Source organism: Bacteroidales bacterium (genome assembly GCA_016709865.1).
Lineage (GTDB): Bacteria > Bacteroidota > Bacteroidia > Bacteroidales > VadinHA17 > LD21.
This window is the reverse complement of sequence record JADJLX010000005.1, coordinates 1,421,683-1,438,921: the sequence shown is the minus strand read 5'-3', so window position 1 is coordinate 1,438,921 and position 17,239 is coordinate 1,421,683. Positions and strand designations below refer to the sequence as shown.

Annotated in this window: 10 protein-coding genes; all 10 read left to right on the top strand. The window is 40.4% G+C overall.

The genetic code is table 11. The features are described 5' to 3' along the window. Nucleotides 1-47: 47 nt before the first annotated feature. Entirely contained in the window at nucleotides 48-3,299 is a 3,252-nt protein-coding gene (locus IPJ16_14515) for a PAS domain S-box protein (protein MBK7628387.1), read from the top strand. 97 nt (nucleotides 3,300-3,396) lie between these two features. After that, on the top strand, nucleotides 3,397-4,986 hold the full coding sequence (locus tag IPJ16_14510; GenBank protein ID MBK7628386.1) for a DoxX family membrane protein: 1,590 nt from the start codon (nucleotides 3,397-3,399) through the stop codon (nucleotides 4,984-4,986). Then, entirely contained in the window at nucleotides 4,974-6,752 is a 1,779-nt protein-coding gene (locus IPJ16_14505; GenBank protein MBK7628385.1) for an arylsulfatase, read from the top strand. Before IPJ16_14510 ends, IPJ16_14505 begins: the two co-directional genes overlap by 13 nt. 17 nt (nucleotides 6,753-6,769) lie before the next feature. After that, nucleotides 6,770-7,498 (top strand): hypothetical protein, encoded by a 729-nt coding sequence (locus IPJ16_14500; protein MBK7628384.1) that lies wholly within the window; start codon nucleotides 6,770-6,772, stop codon nucleotides 7,496-7,498. Nucleotides 7,499-7,517: 19 nt separating this feature from the next. After that, a complete protein-coding gene (locus tag IPJ16_14495) occupies nucleotides 7,518-9,269 on the top strand; it encodes an arylsulfatase (protein ID MBK7628383.1) in 1,752 nt (583 codons plus the stop codon). An 11-nt stretch (nucleotides 9,270-9,280) separates the two neighbouring features. After that, on the top strand, nucleotides 9,281-10,897 hold the full coding sequence (locus tag IPJ16_14490) for an arylsulfatase (GenBank protein MBK7628382.1): 1,617 nt from the start codon (nucleotides 9,281-9,283) through the stop codon (nucleotides 10,895-10,897). 3 nt (nucleotides 10,898-10,900) lie between these two features. Further along, nucleotides 10,901-12,199: a polysaccharide pyruvyl transferase family protein gene (locus IPJ16_14485; protein ID MBK7628381.1), complete on the top strand. Its 1,299-nt coding sequence runs from the start codon at nucleotides 10,901-10,903 to the stop codon at nucleotides 12,197-12,199. Between the two features lie 233 nt (nucleotides 12,200-12,432). After that, nucleotides 12,433-13,536: a glutamate 5-kinase gene (proB, locus tag IPJ16_14480; protein ID MBK7628380.1), complete on the top strand. Its 1,104-nt coding sequence runs from the start codon at nucleotides 12,433-12,435 to the stop codon at nucleotides 13,534-13,536. Between the two features lie 118 nt (nucleotides 13,537-13,654). Next, nucleotides 13,655-14,902, top strand: coding sequence for a glutamate-5-semialdehyde dehydrogenase (locus IPJ16_14475; GenBank protein ID MBK7628379.1), 1,248 nt, complete (start codon nucleotides 13,655-13,657; stop codon nucleotides 14,900-14,902). A gap of 22 nt (nucleotides 14,903-14,924) precedes the next feature. Beyond that, a complete protein-coding gene (locus tag IPJ16_14470; protein ID MBK7628378.1) occupies nucleotides 14,925-17,189 on the top strand; it encodes an aconitate hydratase in 2,265 nt (754 codons plus the stop codon). Nucleotides 17,190-17,239 lie beyond the last annotated feature (50 nt).

Sequence of the window (17,239 nt, the reverse complement as noted above, 5' to 3'; positions counted from 1 at the left end):
GATATTTAGGATTTTTGATTAATTAGTTATTATTCATGATTCCGGTTATGAAAGAAATCGTTTACAGATCGATTATTAGTCAGGCATCATTCGGTTATTCCTATAATGAATTATTAGCTGCCACTGATAATAACCCGGCAGATTATAAGATTATTGATGTCAATCCGGCATTTACGGAGCTTACAGGCATAAATCCGGAAAAAATTACAGGAAGAAATGCTTCCGATCTTTTCAGTTCAAAAGAAAATCCATTATTAAAAAATGTGGAACTTTTTAGGAAGGTAGCCATGACCGGAGCTTCCGATAGTATTGAATATTTTTCTGAATCACTGAAAAAATGGTACAACGTACATCTGGTATCATATGAAGCAGGTTATTTTATAATGCTCTTTGATGATATTACTTGTCTGAAGCATCTGAAGAGTGAGCTTGATAAAAGCGGTACTCTTATAGCCGAAAATGAACGTCTTTCGCAGATGAGCAAGACAATTGCTGAAAGCGAATTAAGTTACAGGAGTATCTTTGATCATGCTACCGATGCCATATACATTCTTGACAGAGACAGTACTTTCCTTGATGTGAATCCTGCTGCTACTATGATGTACGGTTACAAAAGGGATGAACTGGTAGGCAAGAAACCTGATTCAGTTTCCGCCCCCGGGAGAAACGATTTAAAACAGACATCAGAGTATGTTACAAAGGCTTTTGAAGGGAAGACACAAAGATTTGAATTCTGGGGCTGGCGCAAAAACGGAGAAGAATTTCCAAAGGAGATTATTCTGAATAAGGGAATGTTTTTTGGCAAAGAGGTGGTTTTTGCAATGGCGAGGGATATCACTGAGAGATATAAGGTAATTGAAGCGCTTAAGGAAAGTGAGGATAAGTACAGATCGTTGACAGATCAGTTGCCGGTAGGAGTTTACAGGACCACTATTGATGGCCAGTTCATATATTCAAATCCAGCTCTTGTAAAGATCTTAAATTACGATTCTGTAGATGAACTTCTGCAAATAAATGTCAGACAACTTTATCAGAACCCTGTAGAAAGGGAAGCTCAGATCAGGGCTTCTCAGAATTCAGCAGGGCTTATTCAGAGTGAGTTAATTCTCAGAAGAAAAACCGGAGAATTAATCTGGGTAAGGGATAACAGCCGGCTGGTTTGTGATAAAAATGGGATTCCATATTGTTTCGATGGCATAATTCAGGATATTACAGAGAATAAAAGATCAGAGAATGCGGTAAAAGCCAGTGAAGCTAATATTGTAGCCATAATAGAAAATAGTCTGGAAAGTATCTGGTCGATTGACAGGAATTATAATATTCAATATGTAAATGAAGTATTCGCAAGTGCATTTAAACAGACATTTGGTGTCAGGCTTGACAAGGGTGTAAATATTCTTGATTCCCTCCCCGCGAACCTCCGGGGCCTTTGGAAAGAAAGATACGACAGGGCATTTAAAAACGAGCATTTCCTTTTTGAAGACAGGATAGACATGGAGGATCTTGTAGTCTTTATTGAAGTCTCCATGAATCCAATTGTTATAGATAATGAGGTTGTTGGGGCATCTTTCTATGGGAGGGATGTGACTGAGAAAAAACTGGCCCAGATTCAGCTTCAGTACCAGGCTGATCTGAGAAAAGTGCTTGTTGAACTGTCGGCTGATTTTATAAACCTCCCGATAAAGGACATTAAATCGGCTATTAATGAATCTCTTATTAAGATTGGTAAGTTTGTCGGGGCTGACAGAGCTTATGTCTTTGATTATGACTTTTTAAAGAATACCGGAACTAACACTTTTGAATGGTGTAACGACGGAATAACTCCTCAGATTGATAACAATCAGGAACTGGATATAGACCTGTATGCAGATTGGGTGGAACATCACCGGAAAGGTGAACTGGTAAATATTCCTGATGCTAATCTATTGGAAGAATCTCCTTTAAAGCAATTACTCCGTGAACAGGAAATAGTGAGTCTTCTCACAATCCCTCTGATGAGTGAGGGCGCTTGTATTGGATTCGTCGGATTCGATTCTGTCATTAAGAAGCACATTTATAATGATTACGAAAAGCAGCTGCTTCAGGTTTATGCCCAGACTCTTGTTAATGTTAAATCGCGGCTTGAAAAAGAACAGAAGCTGATAAGCGCCAAGGAAAAGGCTGAGGAAAGCGACCGTCTGAAGTCCTCATTCCTCGCTAATATGAGTCATGAAATACGTACACCAATGAATGGGATAATAGGATTCCTTGAACTTCTCAGGGAACCAGACCTTTCAGAGGAGAACAAAGCTGCTTATATAAATATTGTAACTCAAAGCGGTCACAGACTTCTTGAAACCATTAATGACATTGTTGAGATTTCAAAAATTGAAGCCGGTGAGCTAAAAATAAATATCTCACCTGTAAATATCTCAGAACTGATGGGCTATTATCATGGTTTCTTCAGACAACAAACAGATCAGAAAGGATTGACTTTTATTATTTCCAATCAGCTGCCTGATGATATAGTAAGCTTTCAGACCGACAGAAATAAACTTGAGAGTATAATTACAAACCTTATAAAAAATGCTGTAAAATTCACATCATCAGGATCTGTTGAATTTGGATGCTTTGTTAAAGCTGATGATCTGGTATTTTATGTAAAAGACACAGGTATTGGCATCCCTTCTGATCAGATTGATGCAATCTTTGACAGGTTTATTCAGGTCGACCATTCGGTTACCCGTCCACAGGAGGGATCGGGACTGGGGTTGTCCATCGTAAAAGCATATATTGAGATGCTTGGTGGCAGAATCTGGGTAGATTCAGTTCATGGCAGGGGAAGTACTTTTTCATTCTCCGTTCCTTTCATCCCTGAAGCAGAATCAAAACCTGTTGATAAAACCAGAAACCATTTGCTGGAAGGTATTGATCGCAAGGCAACGATCCTGATTGTAGAAGATGATTTTTCCAGCTCCCTCTATCTTGAAAAACTCCTCTCGGATGACAGGGTTACAATACTACATTGTATTAATGGTTCCGATGCAATAAAGGTCGTCAGGGAGAATCCTGATATCTCAATAGTTCTGATGGATATCAGGCTGCCGGGAATGTCAGGACTTGAAGCAACTCAGCAGATAAGAGAGTTTAATAAGGTCATACCGATTATAGCTCAAACGGCCTATTCTCTTTCAGGTGACAGGGAAATAGCTATAAATGCAGGATGCACTGATTATATATCCAAACCGGTTAACAGAAATGAATTGCACAGGTTGATTAACAAGTACACCGGCAAAAATGGTGTAAGTTTGATGAAGTAGAGCATTATATTTTATAGGGTATCAAAACTAATTTGCTTGATCAGAAGTGGTTACAAAAAAATATAAATAGTAATTTCAGTATTATATTTCAATCCATATGCACGATAAACCAATCTCCGGCATCAACAGAGCAGCTTCCTGGCTCTTAACTGTAGTAAGAATTGCCATCGGCTGGCATTTTCTTTATGAAGGTATTGCAAAAATTGTTGCAGGCAACTGGAGCTCAGCTCCTTACCTTGCGGGTTCCAGATGGATCTTTGCACCGGTATTTAATGCGATGGCAGATAGCGCTGCTGTTACATCAGTTGTTGATTTTATAAATATCTGGGGAATGATACTTGTAGGTCTCGGACTTATTGCCGGACTACTTACCAGATATGCCAGTATTGGAGGTGCTGTTATGCTGCTCTTTTATTTTGTAGCATATCCTCCAGTACCGGGATACACAGTTGGTGTTCCTGTTGAAGGAAGCTATCTGTGGATTAACAAAACTCTTATTGAGTTTTTTGTACTGGCTGCATTTTCGTTCATGACGTCAGGTTATCACTTTGGTATGGACAGACTTATTAACCGGTGGAGAGAAGAGAAAGCCCGTAAGCCTGTTGGGGAGAAACCTGAAGATGCTAAGAAAGTTCTTGACAGACGTGAAGCAATAAGAGATCTTATTTCTGTTCCGGCCCTTGGTGTTTTTGCCTATGCATTATACAGAAAAAGGAAATGGGATAGTTACGAGGAAAAGCTTTTAAAGGTTGAAGGTATTGATGCTAATTCCAGTGCTACTCTTCTGAGTTTCAACTATTCCACAATCAAGGATCTGAAAGGTCAGGTTCCCAAAGGAATAATAAAGCACACAGGCAAAGATGGAAAACCTGCTGACTTTGAGCTCAGCCGGCTTATAATGGGAGGTAATCTGATAGGCGGATGGGCACATGCACGCGACCTTATTTATGTTTCCAAACTGGTGAAGACATATCATACTGATGAGAAAGTAATGCAGACCTTAGCTCTGGGTGAGAAATGCGGAATAAATGCTATTATTTCCAATCCGCAGATGGGAAGGATATTTCAGAAGTATAAGCACGAATTCAGGGGTAAGATTAAATTCATCTCCGATTGCGGAACTAATCTCGATTTTCAGAAAGGAATAGAGCTTTCCTTACTTGCCGATTGGGATGCTCTGTATTGTCAGGGCGAAATAACCGACCGCTGGACAAATCCTGAATGGAATGACCCTAAAAAGAGAACTGTTGAGGAGAGAATGGAGCTTATTAGCAAGGGTCTTGAAGAGATAAGGAAGAATGGTAAGCCTGCAGGTATCGGAGCCCACAGGATTGAAGCAATTAAAACCTGTGTTGAGCATGGTCTTAAACCCGACTTCTGGGTAAAGACCTGTCATAGTCATAATTACTGGTCAGCTAAATCTGATCAGGAATGGATGGACAACTACTTTGATTTTGATCCGGAGGAGACAATCAGGTATATGGGTACTCTGCCTGAGCCATGGATAGCCTTTAAAGTTCTGGCTGCAGGGGCAATAAAGCCTGAAGTTGGACTGAAATATGCCTATACAAACGGTGCTGACTTTGTTTGTCTTGGTATGTACGATTTCCAGATTGTTGAGGATGTAAATATAGCATTGAACGCACTTGATCAGGCTAAAGTACGGCAGAGGCCATGGATGGGATAAAGCGTATAAGCTTTCTGGCAACCGGATTGTGCGGGCTGACACTTATCTCAGCCCAGCCTTCAAAGCAACATCCTAATGTTGTTCTGATAATCACCGACGATCAGGGCTATGGTGATTTTGGATATACAGGCAATACGCATGTAAAAACTCCAGTGCTTGACAGATTTGCCGAAGAGAGTGTAAGGTTCAGTAGTTTTTATGTCAGCCCGGTATCGGCACCGACCCGTTCAAGTCTGATGACTGGACGTTATTCCCTCAGGACAGGTGTAAGGGACACCAACAACAGCGGTGCAATAATGTCAGCACGAGAGGTAACTATTGCTGAAATTCTGAAGAAGGCGGGTTATACTACAGGTCATTTTGGGAAGTGGCATCTCGGCGACAACTACCCCTCACGGCCAATTGACCAGGGTTTCGACGAATCGGTTATGCACCTTGGCGGCGGAATGGGCCAGCCGGGTGACATAACAACATTTTTCAGAGGCGACAGCAGTTATTTCAATCCGGTTCTCTGGCATAACGGAATCCGTGAAAATTTCAAGGGATATTGTTCTGATATTTTTGCTGACCAGGCTATTGGCTTTATTGAGAATAACAGTAAGAATCCGTTCTTCTGTTACCTGGCATTTAATGCTCCTCACACCCCGTTGCTGGTCCCTGAAAAATACTATAATATTTATAAGGATATTGATCCTTCCCTTGGATTTGAAAAGCTTATGCAGCCTCAGTTACAAATGACTGAAAAGGATAAGGAGGATGCCAGAAAGGTATACGCAATGGTTTCAAATATTGATGAGAATGTGGGAAGGGTTCTTAAGAAACTTGAGGATCTTAATCTGGTTGAAAATACCGTTGTGATTTTTATGACTGATAATGGACCGCAGCAACGACGTTACGTGGGAGGAATGAGAGGATTAAAAGGAACTGTCTACAGAGGAGGCGTGAGAGTACCGTTCTGGTTAAGGTACCCGGCACTGAAAAAATCAAATATTGACATTCAGACAACAGCTGCACATATTGATGTTTTACCCACGCTTGCCGCTTTATGCAACGCATCACTTCCTGACGACAGGATTTTAGACGGTGTTAATCTTGTTCCGTATATACTTTCTGAACAACGCAATACAGAGGAAAGATCGTTGTTTTTCTACTGGACAAGGCATTCACCTGAACTTTACAATAATATTGCTATTCAGAAAGGAAAGTATAAACTGGTCGGAAACACCGATTATAATGCCCCTGTAAGCAAGTTTGAACTCTTTGATATTGAGAAGGATCCTTATGAGCAGAAGAACATGGTTCAGGACTTTCCTTCAGTTGCAGCTTCTCTTAAAGCGGAACTGGATAACAGGTTCTCAGAGCTTTCCGGATCTGTCAATATGAAAGAAAAGATTTATATCTCCGCCGGCACTAAACATGAGAATCCTGTCATTCTGAACCGTAATGATGCCGATGGTCAGTGGGGAGTCTGGGATCAGGAAGAGGCATACGGAACGTGGAGAGTTCATTTTAATGAGGGAACCTATAACCTTAAGTTCAGATTTTTAAAACCCATACCTGCAGGGGGAAGAATGATGCTGGAGACCGGTACGTTTATCAGTCAGATGAAGAATGAAGCTCGCAGTACTGATGTGATTGAGATGAAGAATATTAAATTGCCAGAAATGAAATGCGGTCTCACTCCTTTTTATCTGACAGGTCAGAAAAAAATCATGCCATTGTGGGTCGAGATTGAAAAGACTGAAGAAATTACAAGACAACCATAATTCAATACTAATACCGAATGAAATTATTCGTTTCCGCAATTCTCTTTTGCTTTAGCTTCGTGTCATTTTCAATTGAAAGCAACGACACCCTGACATCAAAACTTAAAGCCGGCTGCACAATAAGTCTTAATAGTAACGGTATAGCATCCATTCCTTCATTTTCGCTCGACAAACCAGCAATTATGGCATCAATTACGCTGGCTAAGGGGCGGTTCAGCTATGATCCGACACTGGCATACGGGCTCGATCTCAGACCGTGGTTCATCGATAACTGGCTTCATTACAGGATAGTTGTAAAGCCAAAGTTTGAATTAAGAACCGGTTTCAATATCAGTACTTTTGGATCAAAGTATTTACTTGAAGAGGGATCAATCCATGAAGCACAGAGGTATTTCGCCTTTGAAGTGTCGGGCACATATAAACTGACATCAAAGAGTTCTCTGTCATTGTCTTACTGGAATGACAGGGGACAGGAGCCTGGTACTATTAAGGGACATTTTTTCTGCATTGTTGGAGACCGGTCTGAAATAATGTTAGGTGAAAAAGTATCATTGGCGGCAAATGTTATGTTATTCTATATTAATTACACCGGAAATGAAGACGGGCTGTTTATTTCACCTAAGATTTCTTCATCGGTAAGAAATAGTCCTTTTTCTCTTTACTTCCAGTGCACACAGGCCATTCAAAGTAATATTGAACCGTTTCCCGGATTCAGATGGAATGTGGGAGCAGCCTATACTTTTTGAAGGGTAAAAACTTTAAGTCATGAAAAACAGTAAATTGAAACTCCCCCTTTTTATGTCTGGAATTGCTCTGTCATTAACCGTATGTTCAGGGGCACAGGCAAAATTAAAACCTAATATTGTAATTTTTCTTGCTGACGATATGGGATGGGGTGATCTGAACCTCAATGGCAATAATATAGTTTCAACACCTGCAATTAATGCCCTTGCAAAACAGAGCCTGAGCTTTGACAGGTTTTATGTTTGTCCGCTTAGTGCTCCGACAAGATCGGAAATGCTTACCGGCAGATATTTTTTGAGAACTGGTGTCTCATCTGTCACAAGAGGTCTTGAGAATATGAGAACAGGTGAGGTTACTATTGCTGAGATCCTTAAGGAGAATGGTTATGCAACAGGGTGTTTCGGCAAATGGCATAATGGGGGTTATTATCAGCAACATCCTAACAGACAGGGGTTTGATGAGTATGTTGGCTTTATGGTAGGGCATCTGGGATATTACTTCGATGCATATTATATGAATAACGACACTGAAGTGAAATCAGATGGTTATGCAAGCGATTATTTTACCGGTAAGGCCTTGAATTTCATTGAGAAAAACAAAGATAATCCTTTCTTATGCTATGTACCTTATAATGTGCCGCATTCACCGTTCCAGGTTCCGGAAAAGTATTTCAATAAATACAATTCCCTCGGCATAGATTCTACCCTATCGTCAGTTTATGGTATGGTTGAAAACATGGACGATAATATCAGCCGGATACTTGAAAAACTTGACGAACTTAAAATCAGGGAGAACACAATTGTTATCTTCTTTTCCGATAACGGCCCGAACACAAAAAGGTACAACGGTGATATGAAAGGAATAAAGGGATCGGTTGATGAGGGAGGAGTCAGGACTCCGTTTTATATTTCCTGGCCCGGAAAAATAAAAAGCGGTATCACAGGTCAACTTGCCCAGGACATAGATATTATGCCAACTCTTCTTGGATTATGCAATATTCAGTATAGTCCGGTAAATCACATAGATGGAATAGATTTGTCAGGAATTGTCAATGGGAAGAAAAAGCAATTCGACAGGTATGTCTTTTCGAGACAGGGCAATGCTGTACTTCAGATGTGCAGCGGATCTGTAAGGAATGATAAGTATCGTCTTGTGAGGTCTGTTAAAGATACCCTGCTTTTTGATATGATTTCAGATCCATTCCAGAAGAAAAATATTTTCAAACAGCAAAAAGAAGTAGCAAATACTCTTCTTTCAGCGCTTACTAAATGGGAGAATGAACTGGTTACGAAATATAAACCGGTAACTACTATTAATGCAGGATTTCCCAATGAGAAGAGTTTCAAACTGCCGGTTCAGGATGCTACTCTTTCAGGAAAAATTAAATATTCGAGCATTCATCCCAATCAGTCGCACACAGAAATGTGGAGCGAAAATGGAGATTCTATTTTCTGGAAGCTCAATATTGATACCGGCGGTAAGTACAATGTTGAATTACAATATGGCTGCCAGGAAAGTGAGACAGGGAGTAAGATGCTTTTCAGGACTTCGACCTCATCAATCCCGTTTACAATTGATGTGGCATACGAATCTGCAGTACTTCCGGAACGTGATTATGTGAAGCGCAGCGAATCAGTTGAAAGAACATGGTCGTGGATGAAAGTTGGAACAGTAACACTCAAACCCGGACCGGAACAGTTTGTAGTAAAGCTTCAGCAGAAAAAGAACAATGAAGCTGGCATAATAAAAGCAATAAGACTAATAAGAATCTGAATACCGGTATTATGAAACCTCTTTGTATTGCAGTAACGCTTCCTTTACTGGGAGTAGCCGGATTACCTCATAATCAATTAAATGCTTCACAGGCATTAAGGAAACCCAATATAATCCTGATAATGGCGGATGATATGGGTTATTCTGATATCGGATGTTTCGGGTCTGAGATTAAAACACCTAATCTCGACAGACTTGCTGAAAAGGGTGTCAGAATCACACAGTTTTACAATGCCTCCAGATGTTGTCCGACAAGAGCTTCTCTCTTAACCGGACTTTATCAGCATCAGACTGGTGTAGGAGATATGGTGAACGATCTTGGTTATCCTTCATACCAGGGTTATCTTAACAGTGAGTGTGTTACACTCGCTGAGGCAATGAAGCTAAACGGATACAATACCTACATGTCGGGCAAATGGCACGTAGGCGGAAAGCCTGAGGTACATCCGCTTAAAAGAGGATTCGACAGGTATTTCGGTCTTATCGACGGTGCAGGTAGTTATTATAAACCGATAGCTTACCGTCAAAATATGGCTCCTGTAAGGTGGATGCTCGATAATAAGGATTTTTACCCTCCCGATACAGGTTTTTATTTTACAGATGCAATTGCCGGTTATGCAATCTCATTTTTAAAAGAAGAGAAAGAAAACGGGAAACCATTTTTCCTTTATCTTCCCTTTACAGCCCCCCACTGGCCTCTTCATGCGCTTCCTGAGGATATTGAAAAATACAGGGGAAAATATATGAAAGGCTGGGATGCAATCAGGAAGGATCGATACCAGAGAATGATAAAAATGGGAATTCTTGATTCTTCAGTTAATCTTTCGCCAAAAGATGCGGCATCACCAGAGTGGGAGAGCCTTTCACAGGAAGAAAAAGTTGCATGGGATCTTAGAATGGCAGTCTATGCAGCAATGATAGACAGAATGGATCAGAATATAGGCCGTGTTGTTAATTATTTAACACAAGAGAATCAGATTGAAAACACCCTTATTGTATTTCTTGCAGATAATGGAGGGTGTCATGAAAACACAAGAACACAGAAGAGTTTTCTGAAAGCAAACGGAGAGACAGGAACCGAGGATTCCTTTGACGCGATTGAAATTCCGTGGGCCAATGTTTCTAATACACCTTTCCGGATGTTCAAACACTGGGTTCATGAAGGGGGAATTGCTTCTCCTTTTATTGCCTGTTTGCCGGGAACTGTAAGTGAGGGAAAAATTGTGGCACAGACGGGTCACATTATAGATATTATGCCCACTTTTATCGAACTGGCCGGTGGAAAATACCCTGAGAGTTTTAATGGAATTAAAATCCAGCCCATGGAAGGTGTTTCTTTAATGCCACTGTTGAAAGGGAAAAAACTAAACAGATCCAATCCCCTGTTCTGGGAGCATGAAGGCAACAGGGCCATACGGGATGGAGACTGGAAACTGGTTTCAGCATATGATAATTCAGCTAAAAAGTTTAAACAATGGGAATTGTATAATCTTGCAAAGGACAGAACAGAATTGAATGATCTTTCCATTAGTGAACAGGAACGAACCAGAAAAATGATTGGTGAATACGAAAAATGGGCTAACCGGGTTGGTGTGATTCCGCGTGAAACAATTGACCGAAAGAAATGATTTATGGTGAAAATAAATAGAAACTATTCAATTTCAAGAAAAGAGTGGCTTAAGAAATCAGGAACGATCGTATCAGGGATCCTGCTGAATAACCTCTTTAGTTTTTCATGTTCATCAAAACCTCCAAAGACTATACTTCTGGTCTCAGGCTGGCAGGATATAAATATTGGTGATATAGCACATACTCCGGGTTTGCTGAATGTTCTTGAAACATTCTTGCCTGAATCGAGGATTATACTTTGGAAAAGGAGCTATAGTGCTGAAGTTGAAGAATTGCTTAAGAGAAACTTCCCGAAGGTGAGGATTATTCATGGTAACGTAAATCCTGACAGCAGTGTTGACTCAGAGGATGTTAAAGGTGCATTTGCTGAGTCGGATCTTATGATACATGGTTCGGGTCCATCGGTGGTCGGAAAGACAAATCTTGAGGCCTGGGTTAAGTCAACCGGCAAACCATTCGGGATTTTCGGCACTACAATTCAGACAATAGACAAAAGTCTTGCGGAACTACTTAGAAAAGCCTCTTTTATTTATACCAGGGAGACAGCATCACTAAAGGTATTGAACGAGAATGGTATTCAAGCAAAAGCACAGTTCTTTGTTCCTGATGCTACATTTTATCTTAATCTCAGAAATGATGAGAAAGCCTCTGCTTTCCTCAATGATCAGTTACTTGAAGAGAGAAAGTTTATTTGTGTTATTCCGCGTCTTCGTAAGACTCCCTATTACAAAATTAATCCTGCTTCCTACTCGCCTGATCAGATTAGGGCTATTGATGATCTGAATAATTCAAAGAAGGAAGAGGATCACTCAAAACTAAGGGAGGCTATCATCACCTGGGTTCGCAAAACCGGTAATAAAGTCCTTGTTTGTCCGGAAATGACCTACCAGGTAGATATCATGGATGAGCTGATTATCGATCCTCTGCCGGATGATGTTAAACCTTTTGTACTGAAAAGAGGCTATTGGTTTCCAGATGAGGCAGCCTCTGTGTATGCAAAGGCATTTGCGGTATTGAGTTTTGAATGCCATTCTCCGATAATAGCCCTAAGAAACAGCACTCCTGCTTTTTATCTGCGTCAGCCAGAAGATACAATTAAAGGTCAGATGTATTATGATCTGGGATTGAATGACTGGGTTTTCGAAATAGAGCAGTCTCAGGGTAACCAGATTGCTGAAAGACTTATGTATCTCTTCACTAATTCCTATGAGACCTCCAAAATTTTAATGAACCTGAATACTGCAATAGAGGGATACTACAAAAAAGGTACGGGTAATATTAAAAATTTATTCCAATCCTGATGCCTGTTGAATAGTACGAATATATGATAAAAGTCATATTTTTGCTTCTGTTTAACAATCAATTATATCTTGTCCAACGAACTTAATCCTGTTTTTTAATACGATTAATAAGGAAAATGTTCATTACTCTGTTTGTACAGATGTCCTGAATAATTCGATTTAACTATAATATATTCACTATTTCTATTATTTTTGCGACAAATTATATTTATTAGGGCGTAATTAATAATAAATTGAAAAAAGGAATTACCGAGTTTAACAGAATCACAATAAAGGTTGGCAGTAATGTTATTACCCAAAGTGATGGCTCTCTCAACGAAAGAAGAATTCTCAGGATCGTCGAGGATGTTGCTGTTTTATATAAGCAGGGGATTGAAGTTATCCTTATTTCATCCGGTGCAGTTGCTGCAGGCAGAGGAGAGCTTATTCCTTCAAAAAAAACAAATGTTATTGCAGCCAAACAGGTCTGGGCAGCAATAGGTCAGGTTAAGCTGATGTCGAGTTATCAGTTCCTGTTTGGTAAATATGGTATCAGAGCCGGTCAGCTATTGGCTGCCAAAGAGAGTTTCAGGGACAGGAGACATTATCTCAATATGAAAAACTGTATTTCTGCAATGCTCGAGAACGGTGTGCTTCCTATTGTAAATGAAAATGATACAATCTCTATAAATGAGCTGATGTTTACCGATAATGACGAGTTGTCGGGACTTATTTCTTCAATGATGGATTGCCGGTCGCTGATAATTCTTTCAAATGTCGATGGCATTTATAACGGAATACCCGGCAAACCCGGTTCGGAACTTATTACAAAAATTGAAAAGGATTCAGAAAATCCTGAGAAGTATATATCGAATGTCAAATCGGGGTTTGGCAGAGGCGGTATGTCAACAAAATATTCAATAGCAAGAAAAGTTGCGGCTCAGGGTATTGATGTCTTTATTGCAAACGGAACACGAGATGCAATAATTACTGATATAGTACGAGGGAAGGATGTACCTTTTACACACATTGTAGCTGAAAATAAAAAGGAGACAAGTGTCAGGAAGTGGCTATCGCATTCCGATACATTTGCAAAGGGGGCAGTTGTAATAAATACTGGTGCCCGGGAAGCATTACTCGGGGAAAAAGCCACTAGCCTCCTTATGATCGGAATCACTGCTGTTAAAGGATCATTTAAGAGTGGTGATATTGTGAGTATTATTGATGAGGACGGTGTAAATATAGGACTCGGAAAATGTCAATTCGACTCAAAGAAAGCTGAACAGAATATAGGAGAAAAGCTTTCGAAACCGTTTATTCACTGTGATTATATGGTGATTAATGAAAAGAGGTGCTAGGTGCTAGGTACTGGGTGCTAGTTATGACTGACAATAACCCAGTACCCAGCAACAAGTAACCAGCACCACAAAAAAGGGAATATGAAGTATAATGATTTAAGAATTTGACTCAGACAGAATGGATTGCACATCACTTTTTAAAAATGCAGTTATTGCCGGCAGGAGCCTCAGTATTATGGAACCTGAGCTGGTTAATGATATCCTGCTGCAGATTGCTGATGCTGCAACTTCAAATAGTGAGTTCATTCTTGGTGAGAACAAAAAAGATGCTGATAAGCTAGATGCAGGTGATCCGAATTACGACCGTTTGTTACTGAATCCGCAGAGGATTGAAGGAATTGCTTCAGACATAAGGAATGTTGCTTCCCTTGGGTCACCTCTGGGTAAGATACTATCGAATTGTACAAGACCTAATGGACTAATAATATCAAGAATATCAGTGCCTTTTGGTGTTATCGGTATTATTTATGAATCACGTCCTAACGTAACGTTTGATGTATTCTCTCTCTGCTTTAAGTCGGGTAATGCGTGCATTTTAAAAGGTGGAAGTGAAGCGATTAATTCGAACAAGGCAATTGTGAAGGTTATTTCAGATGTCCTTGAACGAAATGGAATTGACAGGAACATATTAACTCTTCTGCCTTCAGGCAGGGAAGAGACAGTTCAGCTTCTTAACGCCCGGGATTATGTTGATCTTATAATTCCACGAGGGAGCAGGGGATTGATCGATTATGTTCGCGAAAATTCAGGTATCCCGGTTATTGAAACAGGAGCCGGAATCTGTCACACTTACTTTGACGATTCAGGTGATCGTGATAAGGGACGTCAGATTATTTTCAATGCAAAAACCCGTCGTGTGAGCGTATGTAATGCCCTTGATTGCCTGATAGTCCATGAAAGCAGATTGAAAGATCTTGAATATCTTATTGGTCTCTGCCAGGCAAAAAATGTTGTTGTATATGCTGATGAGAAAGCTTTTGAAGAATTAAATGGAAAGTATCCCGCTCCTTTGCTTCAGAAAGCAGATGAGGAATCTTTCGGAACAGAGTTTTTGTCGTACAAAATGGCTGTTAAAACTGTCGCATCATTTGATGAAGCATTGTTCCACATTAACAAATTCGGATCAAAACACAGCGAAGCAATTATTTCAGAGAACAAAGAGCGCATTCGATTGTTTTATACTCAGGTTGATGCTTCATCAGTTTATGCTAACGCTTCCACAGCTTTTACCGATGGAGCAGAGTTCGGACTAGGAGCAGAAATAGGAATATCGACCCAAAAATTACACGCACGAGGTCCAATGGCATTAGAGGCATTGACTACATATAAGTGGATCATTGAAGGGAATGGTCAGGTTAGGAAATAAACTGTTAATAAAATAACACTATATGATATTCGATATTGAAATGATCAGGTCTTTTTACAGGGAAATGCCGGGACGTATTTCTCAGACAAGAAAAGTATTAGGAAGACCATTAACTCTCAGTGAGAAAATACTTTACACCCATCTCTTCAATAGAAAAATTACAGATTCCTTTAAAAGAGGGACTGATTATGTTGATTTTGCACCCGACAGGGTTGCGATGCAGGATGCAACAGCACAAATGGCTCTGCTTCAGTTCATGATGGCAGGAAAAGATCAATCTTCGGTTCCGGCTTCTGTGCATTGTGATCATTTGATTATGGCCAAGGAGGGTGCTGCTGCAGATATGAAGACAGCAGTATACACGAACAAGGAGGTCTATGATTTTTTGAGTTCTGTCTGTAATAAGTATGAAATCGGTTTCTGGAGGCCTGGCGCTGGAATAATCCACCAGATTATTCTCGAGAATTATGCTTTCCCCGGAGGAATGATGATTGGAACTGACTCGCATACACCTAATGCGGGTGGACTTGGAATGGTCGCCATAGGAGTTGGGGGAGCTGATGCAGTTGATGTTATGACCGGCATGGGATGGGAACTGAAAATGCCAAAGGTGATCGGTATAAAGCTTACCGGTAAACTTAATGGCTGGACATCCCCTAAAGATATAATTCTAAAGGTTGCCGGATTGCTCACTGTAAGCGGAGGAACCGGATGTGTAGTTGAGTATTTTGGTGAGGGAGCAGAATCTATTTCATGTACAGGAAAGGCAACTATATGCAATATGGGTGCGGAGATAGGAGCTACCTGCTCAATATTCGGTTATGATGATGCTATGTCGCGTTATCTCACAGCCACAGGCAGAAAAGAGGTTGCTGATATGGCTCAATCAAACAGGCAGCATCTGACTTCTGACAGTGAGATTCTTGCTGATCCTGCAAAATTCTATGATAAATTCATCGAGATCAACCTTTCGGAACTTGAGCCTTATATAAACGGACCTTTTACACCCGATCTTGCAACTCCGATTTCACAGATGAAAAGCGCTGCCATACTTAATAAATGGCCTGAAAATGTTGAAGTCGGACTTATAGGATCATGTACCAATTCTTCGTACGAAGATATCTCACGTGCTGCATCAGTAGCAAAGAACGCAGTTAAGCTGAAACTTAAAACAAAGTCTGAGTTCAAAGTTACACCTGGTTCTGAACAGATCCGTTTCATTGCTGAACGTGATGGTTATCTGGATATATTTGAGAAGATCGGCGGAGAGATTTTTGCAAATGCCTGCGGACCATGCATTGGTCAGTGGGACCGGAAAGATGCCGATAAGAACCTGGTAAATACTGTTATTCATTCCTTTAACAGAAACTTCGCAAAACGTACCGACGGCAATCCAAACACCTATGCCTTTGTTGCTTCACCTGAAATTGTTACTGCAATAGCTATCTCAGGGAAGCTGACATTTAATCCGCTTACTGATACTCTCCTCAATACTGAAGGCAAGGAGGTTAAGTTATCTGAACCGGAAGGTATAGAATTACCTCCCAGAGGTTTTGGAGCAGTCGACAGCGGTTATCAGAAGCCGGAAAAAGAAGGCAAAAAGAGTGAAATCAGTATCTCTCCTGATTCAGACAGGTTGCAGATCCTCGATCCGTTCAGGGAGTGGGACGGTAAGGATTTTAAAGGTCTCCCTCTTCTTATTAAAGCTAAAGGAAAATGTACTACCGATCACATTTCTATGGCTGGGTTCTGGCTTAAATACAGGGGACACCTGGAGAATATTTCAAACAACTACATGATAGGAGCTCTTAACTCCTTCAATGAAAAAACCAACTCTGTGCTCAATCAGCTCACAGGTAAATATGAACCTGTCCCTGCAGTTGCAAGAGCATACAAGGAAGCCGGTATAGGATCTGTAGTTGCCGGAGAGGAGAACTTCGGAGAGGGATCTTCACGTGAGCATGCAGCTATGGAGCCGAGATATCTTAATGTTAAAGCGGTAATTGTGAAATCATTCGCAAGGATCCATGAGACAAATCTTAAAAAGCAGGGCGTCCTCACTCTGACATTTGCAGATAAAGCTGATTATTTGAAGATCCTGGAAAATGACAAGATTGATATAGTTGATATTAAGAATATTGCACCGGGCAAACAGGTAACTGTTGTACTGAATCATTCCGATGGTAAAAAAGATACTATTATGGCTAATCATTCATATAATGAGGCTCAGATAGAATGGTTTAAAGCCGGCAGTGCATTGAATCTGATTAGAAAAGCAAATAAATAGGATATTAAGTAAATGAATTTTTTAACCACAAAGAACACAAAGGTATACAC

What these genes read in the sequence shown, in the direction of transcription:
- IPJ16_14515 (MBK7628387.1), top strand. Translation starts at nt 48, where the DNA reads ATGAAAGAAATCGTTTACAGATCGATTATTAGTCAGGCATCATTCGGT.
- IPJ16_14510 (MBK7628386.1), top strand. Translation starts at nt 3,397, where the DNA reads ATGCACGATAAACCAATCTCCGGCATCAACAGAGCAGCTTCCTGGCTC.
- IPJ16_14505 (MBK7628385.1), top strand. Translation starts at nt 4,974, where the DNA reads ATGGATGGGATAAAGCGTATAAGCTTTCTGGCAACCGGATTGTGCGGG.
- IPJ16_14500 (MBK7628384.1), top strand. Translation starts at nt 6,770, where the DNA reads ATGAAATTATTCGTTTCCGCAATTCTCTTTTGCTTTAGCTTCGTGTCA.
- IPJ16_14495 (MBK7628383.1), top strand. Translation starts at nt 7,518, where the DNA reads ATGAAAAACAGTAAATTGAAACTCCCCCTTTTTATGTCTGGAATTGCT.
- IPJ16_14490 (MBK7628382.1), top strand. Translation starts at nt 9,281, where the DNA reads ATGAAACCTCTTTGTATTGCAGTAACGCTTCCTTTACTGGGAGTAGCC.
- IPJ16_14485 (MBK7628381.1), top strand. Translation starts at nt 10,901, where the DNA reads ATGGTGAAAATAAATAGAAACTATTCAATTTCAAGAAAAGAGTGGCTT.
- IPJ16_14475 (MBK7628379.1), top strand. Translation starts at nt 13,655, where the DNA reads ATGGATTGCACATCACTTTTTAAAAATGCAGTTATTGCCGGCAGGAGC.
- IPJ16_14470 (MBK7628378.1), top strand. Translation starts at nt 14,925, where the DNA reads ATGATATTCGATATTGAAATGATCAGGTCTTTTTACAGGGAAATGCCG.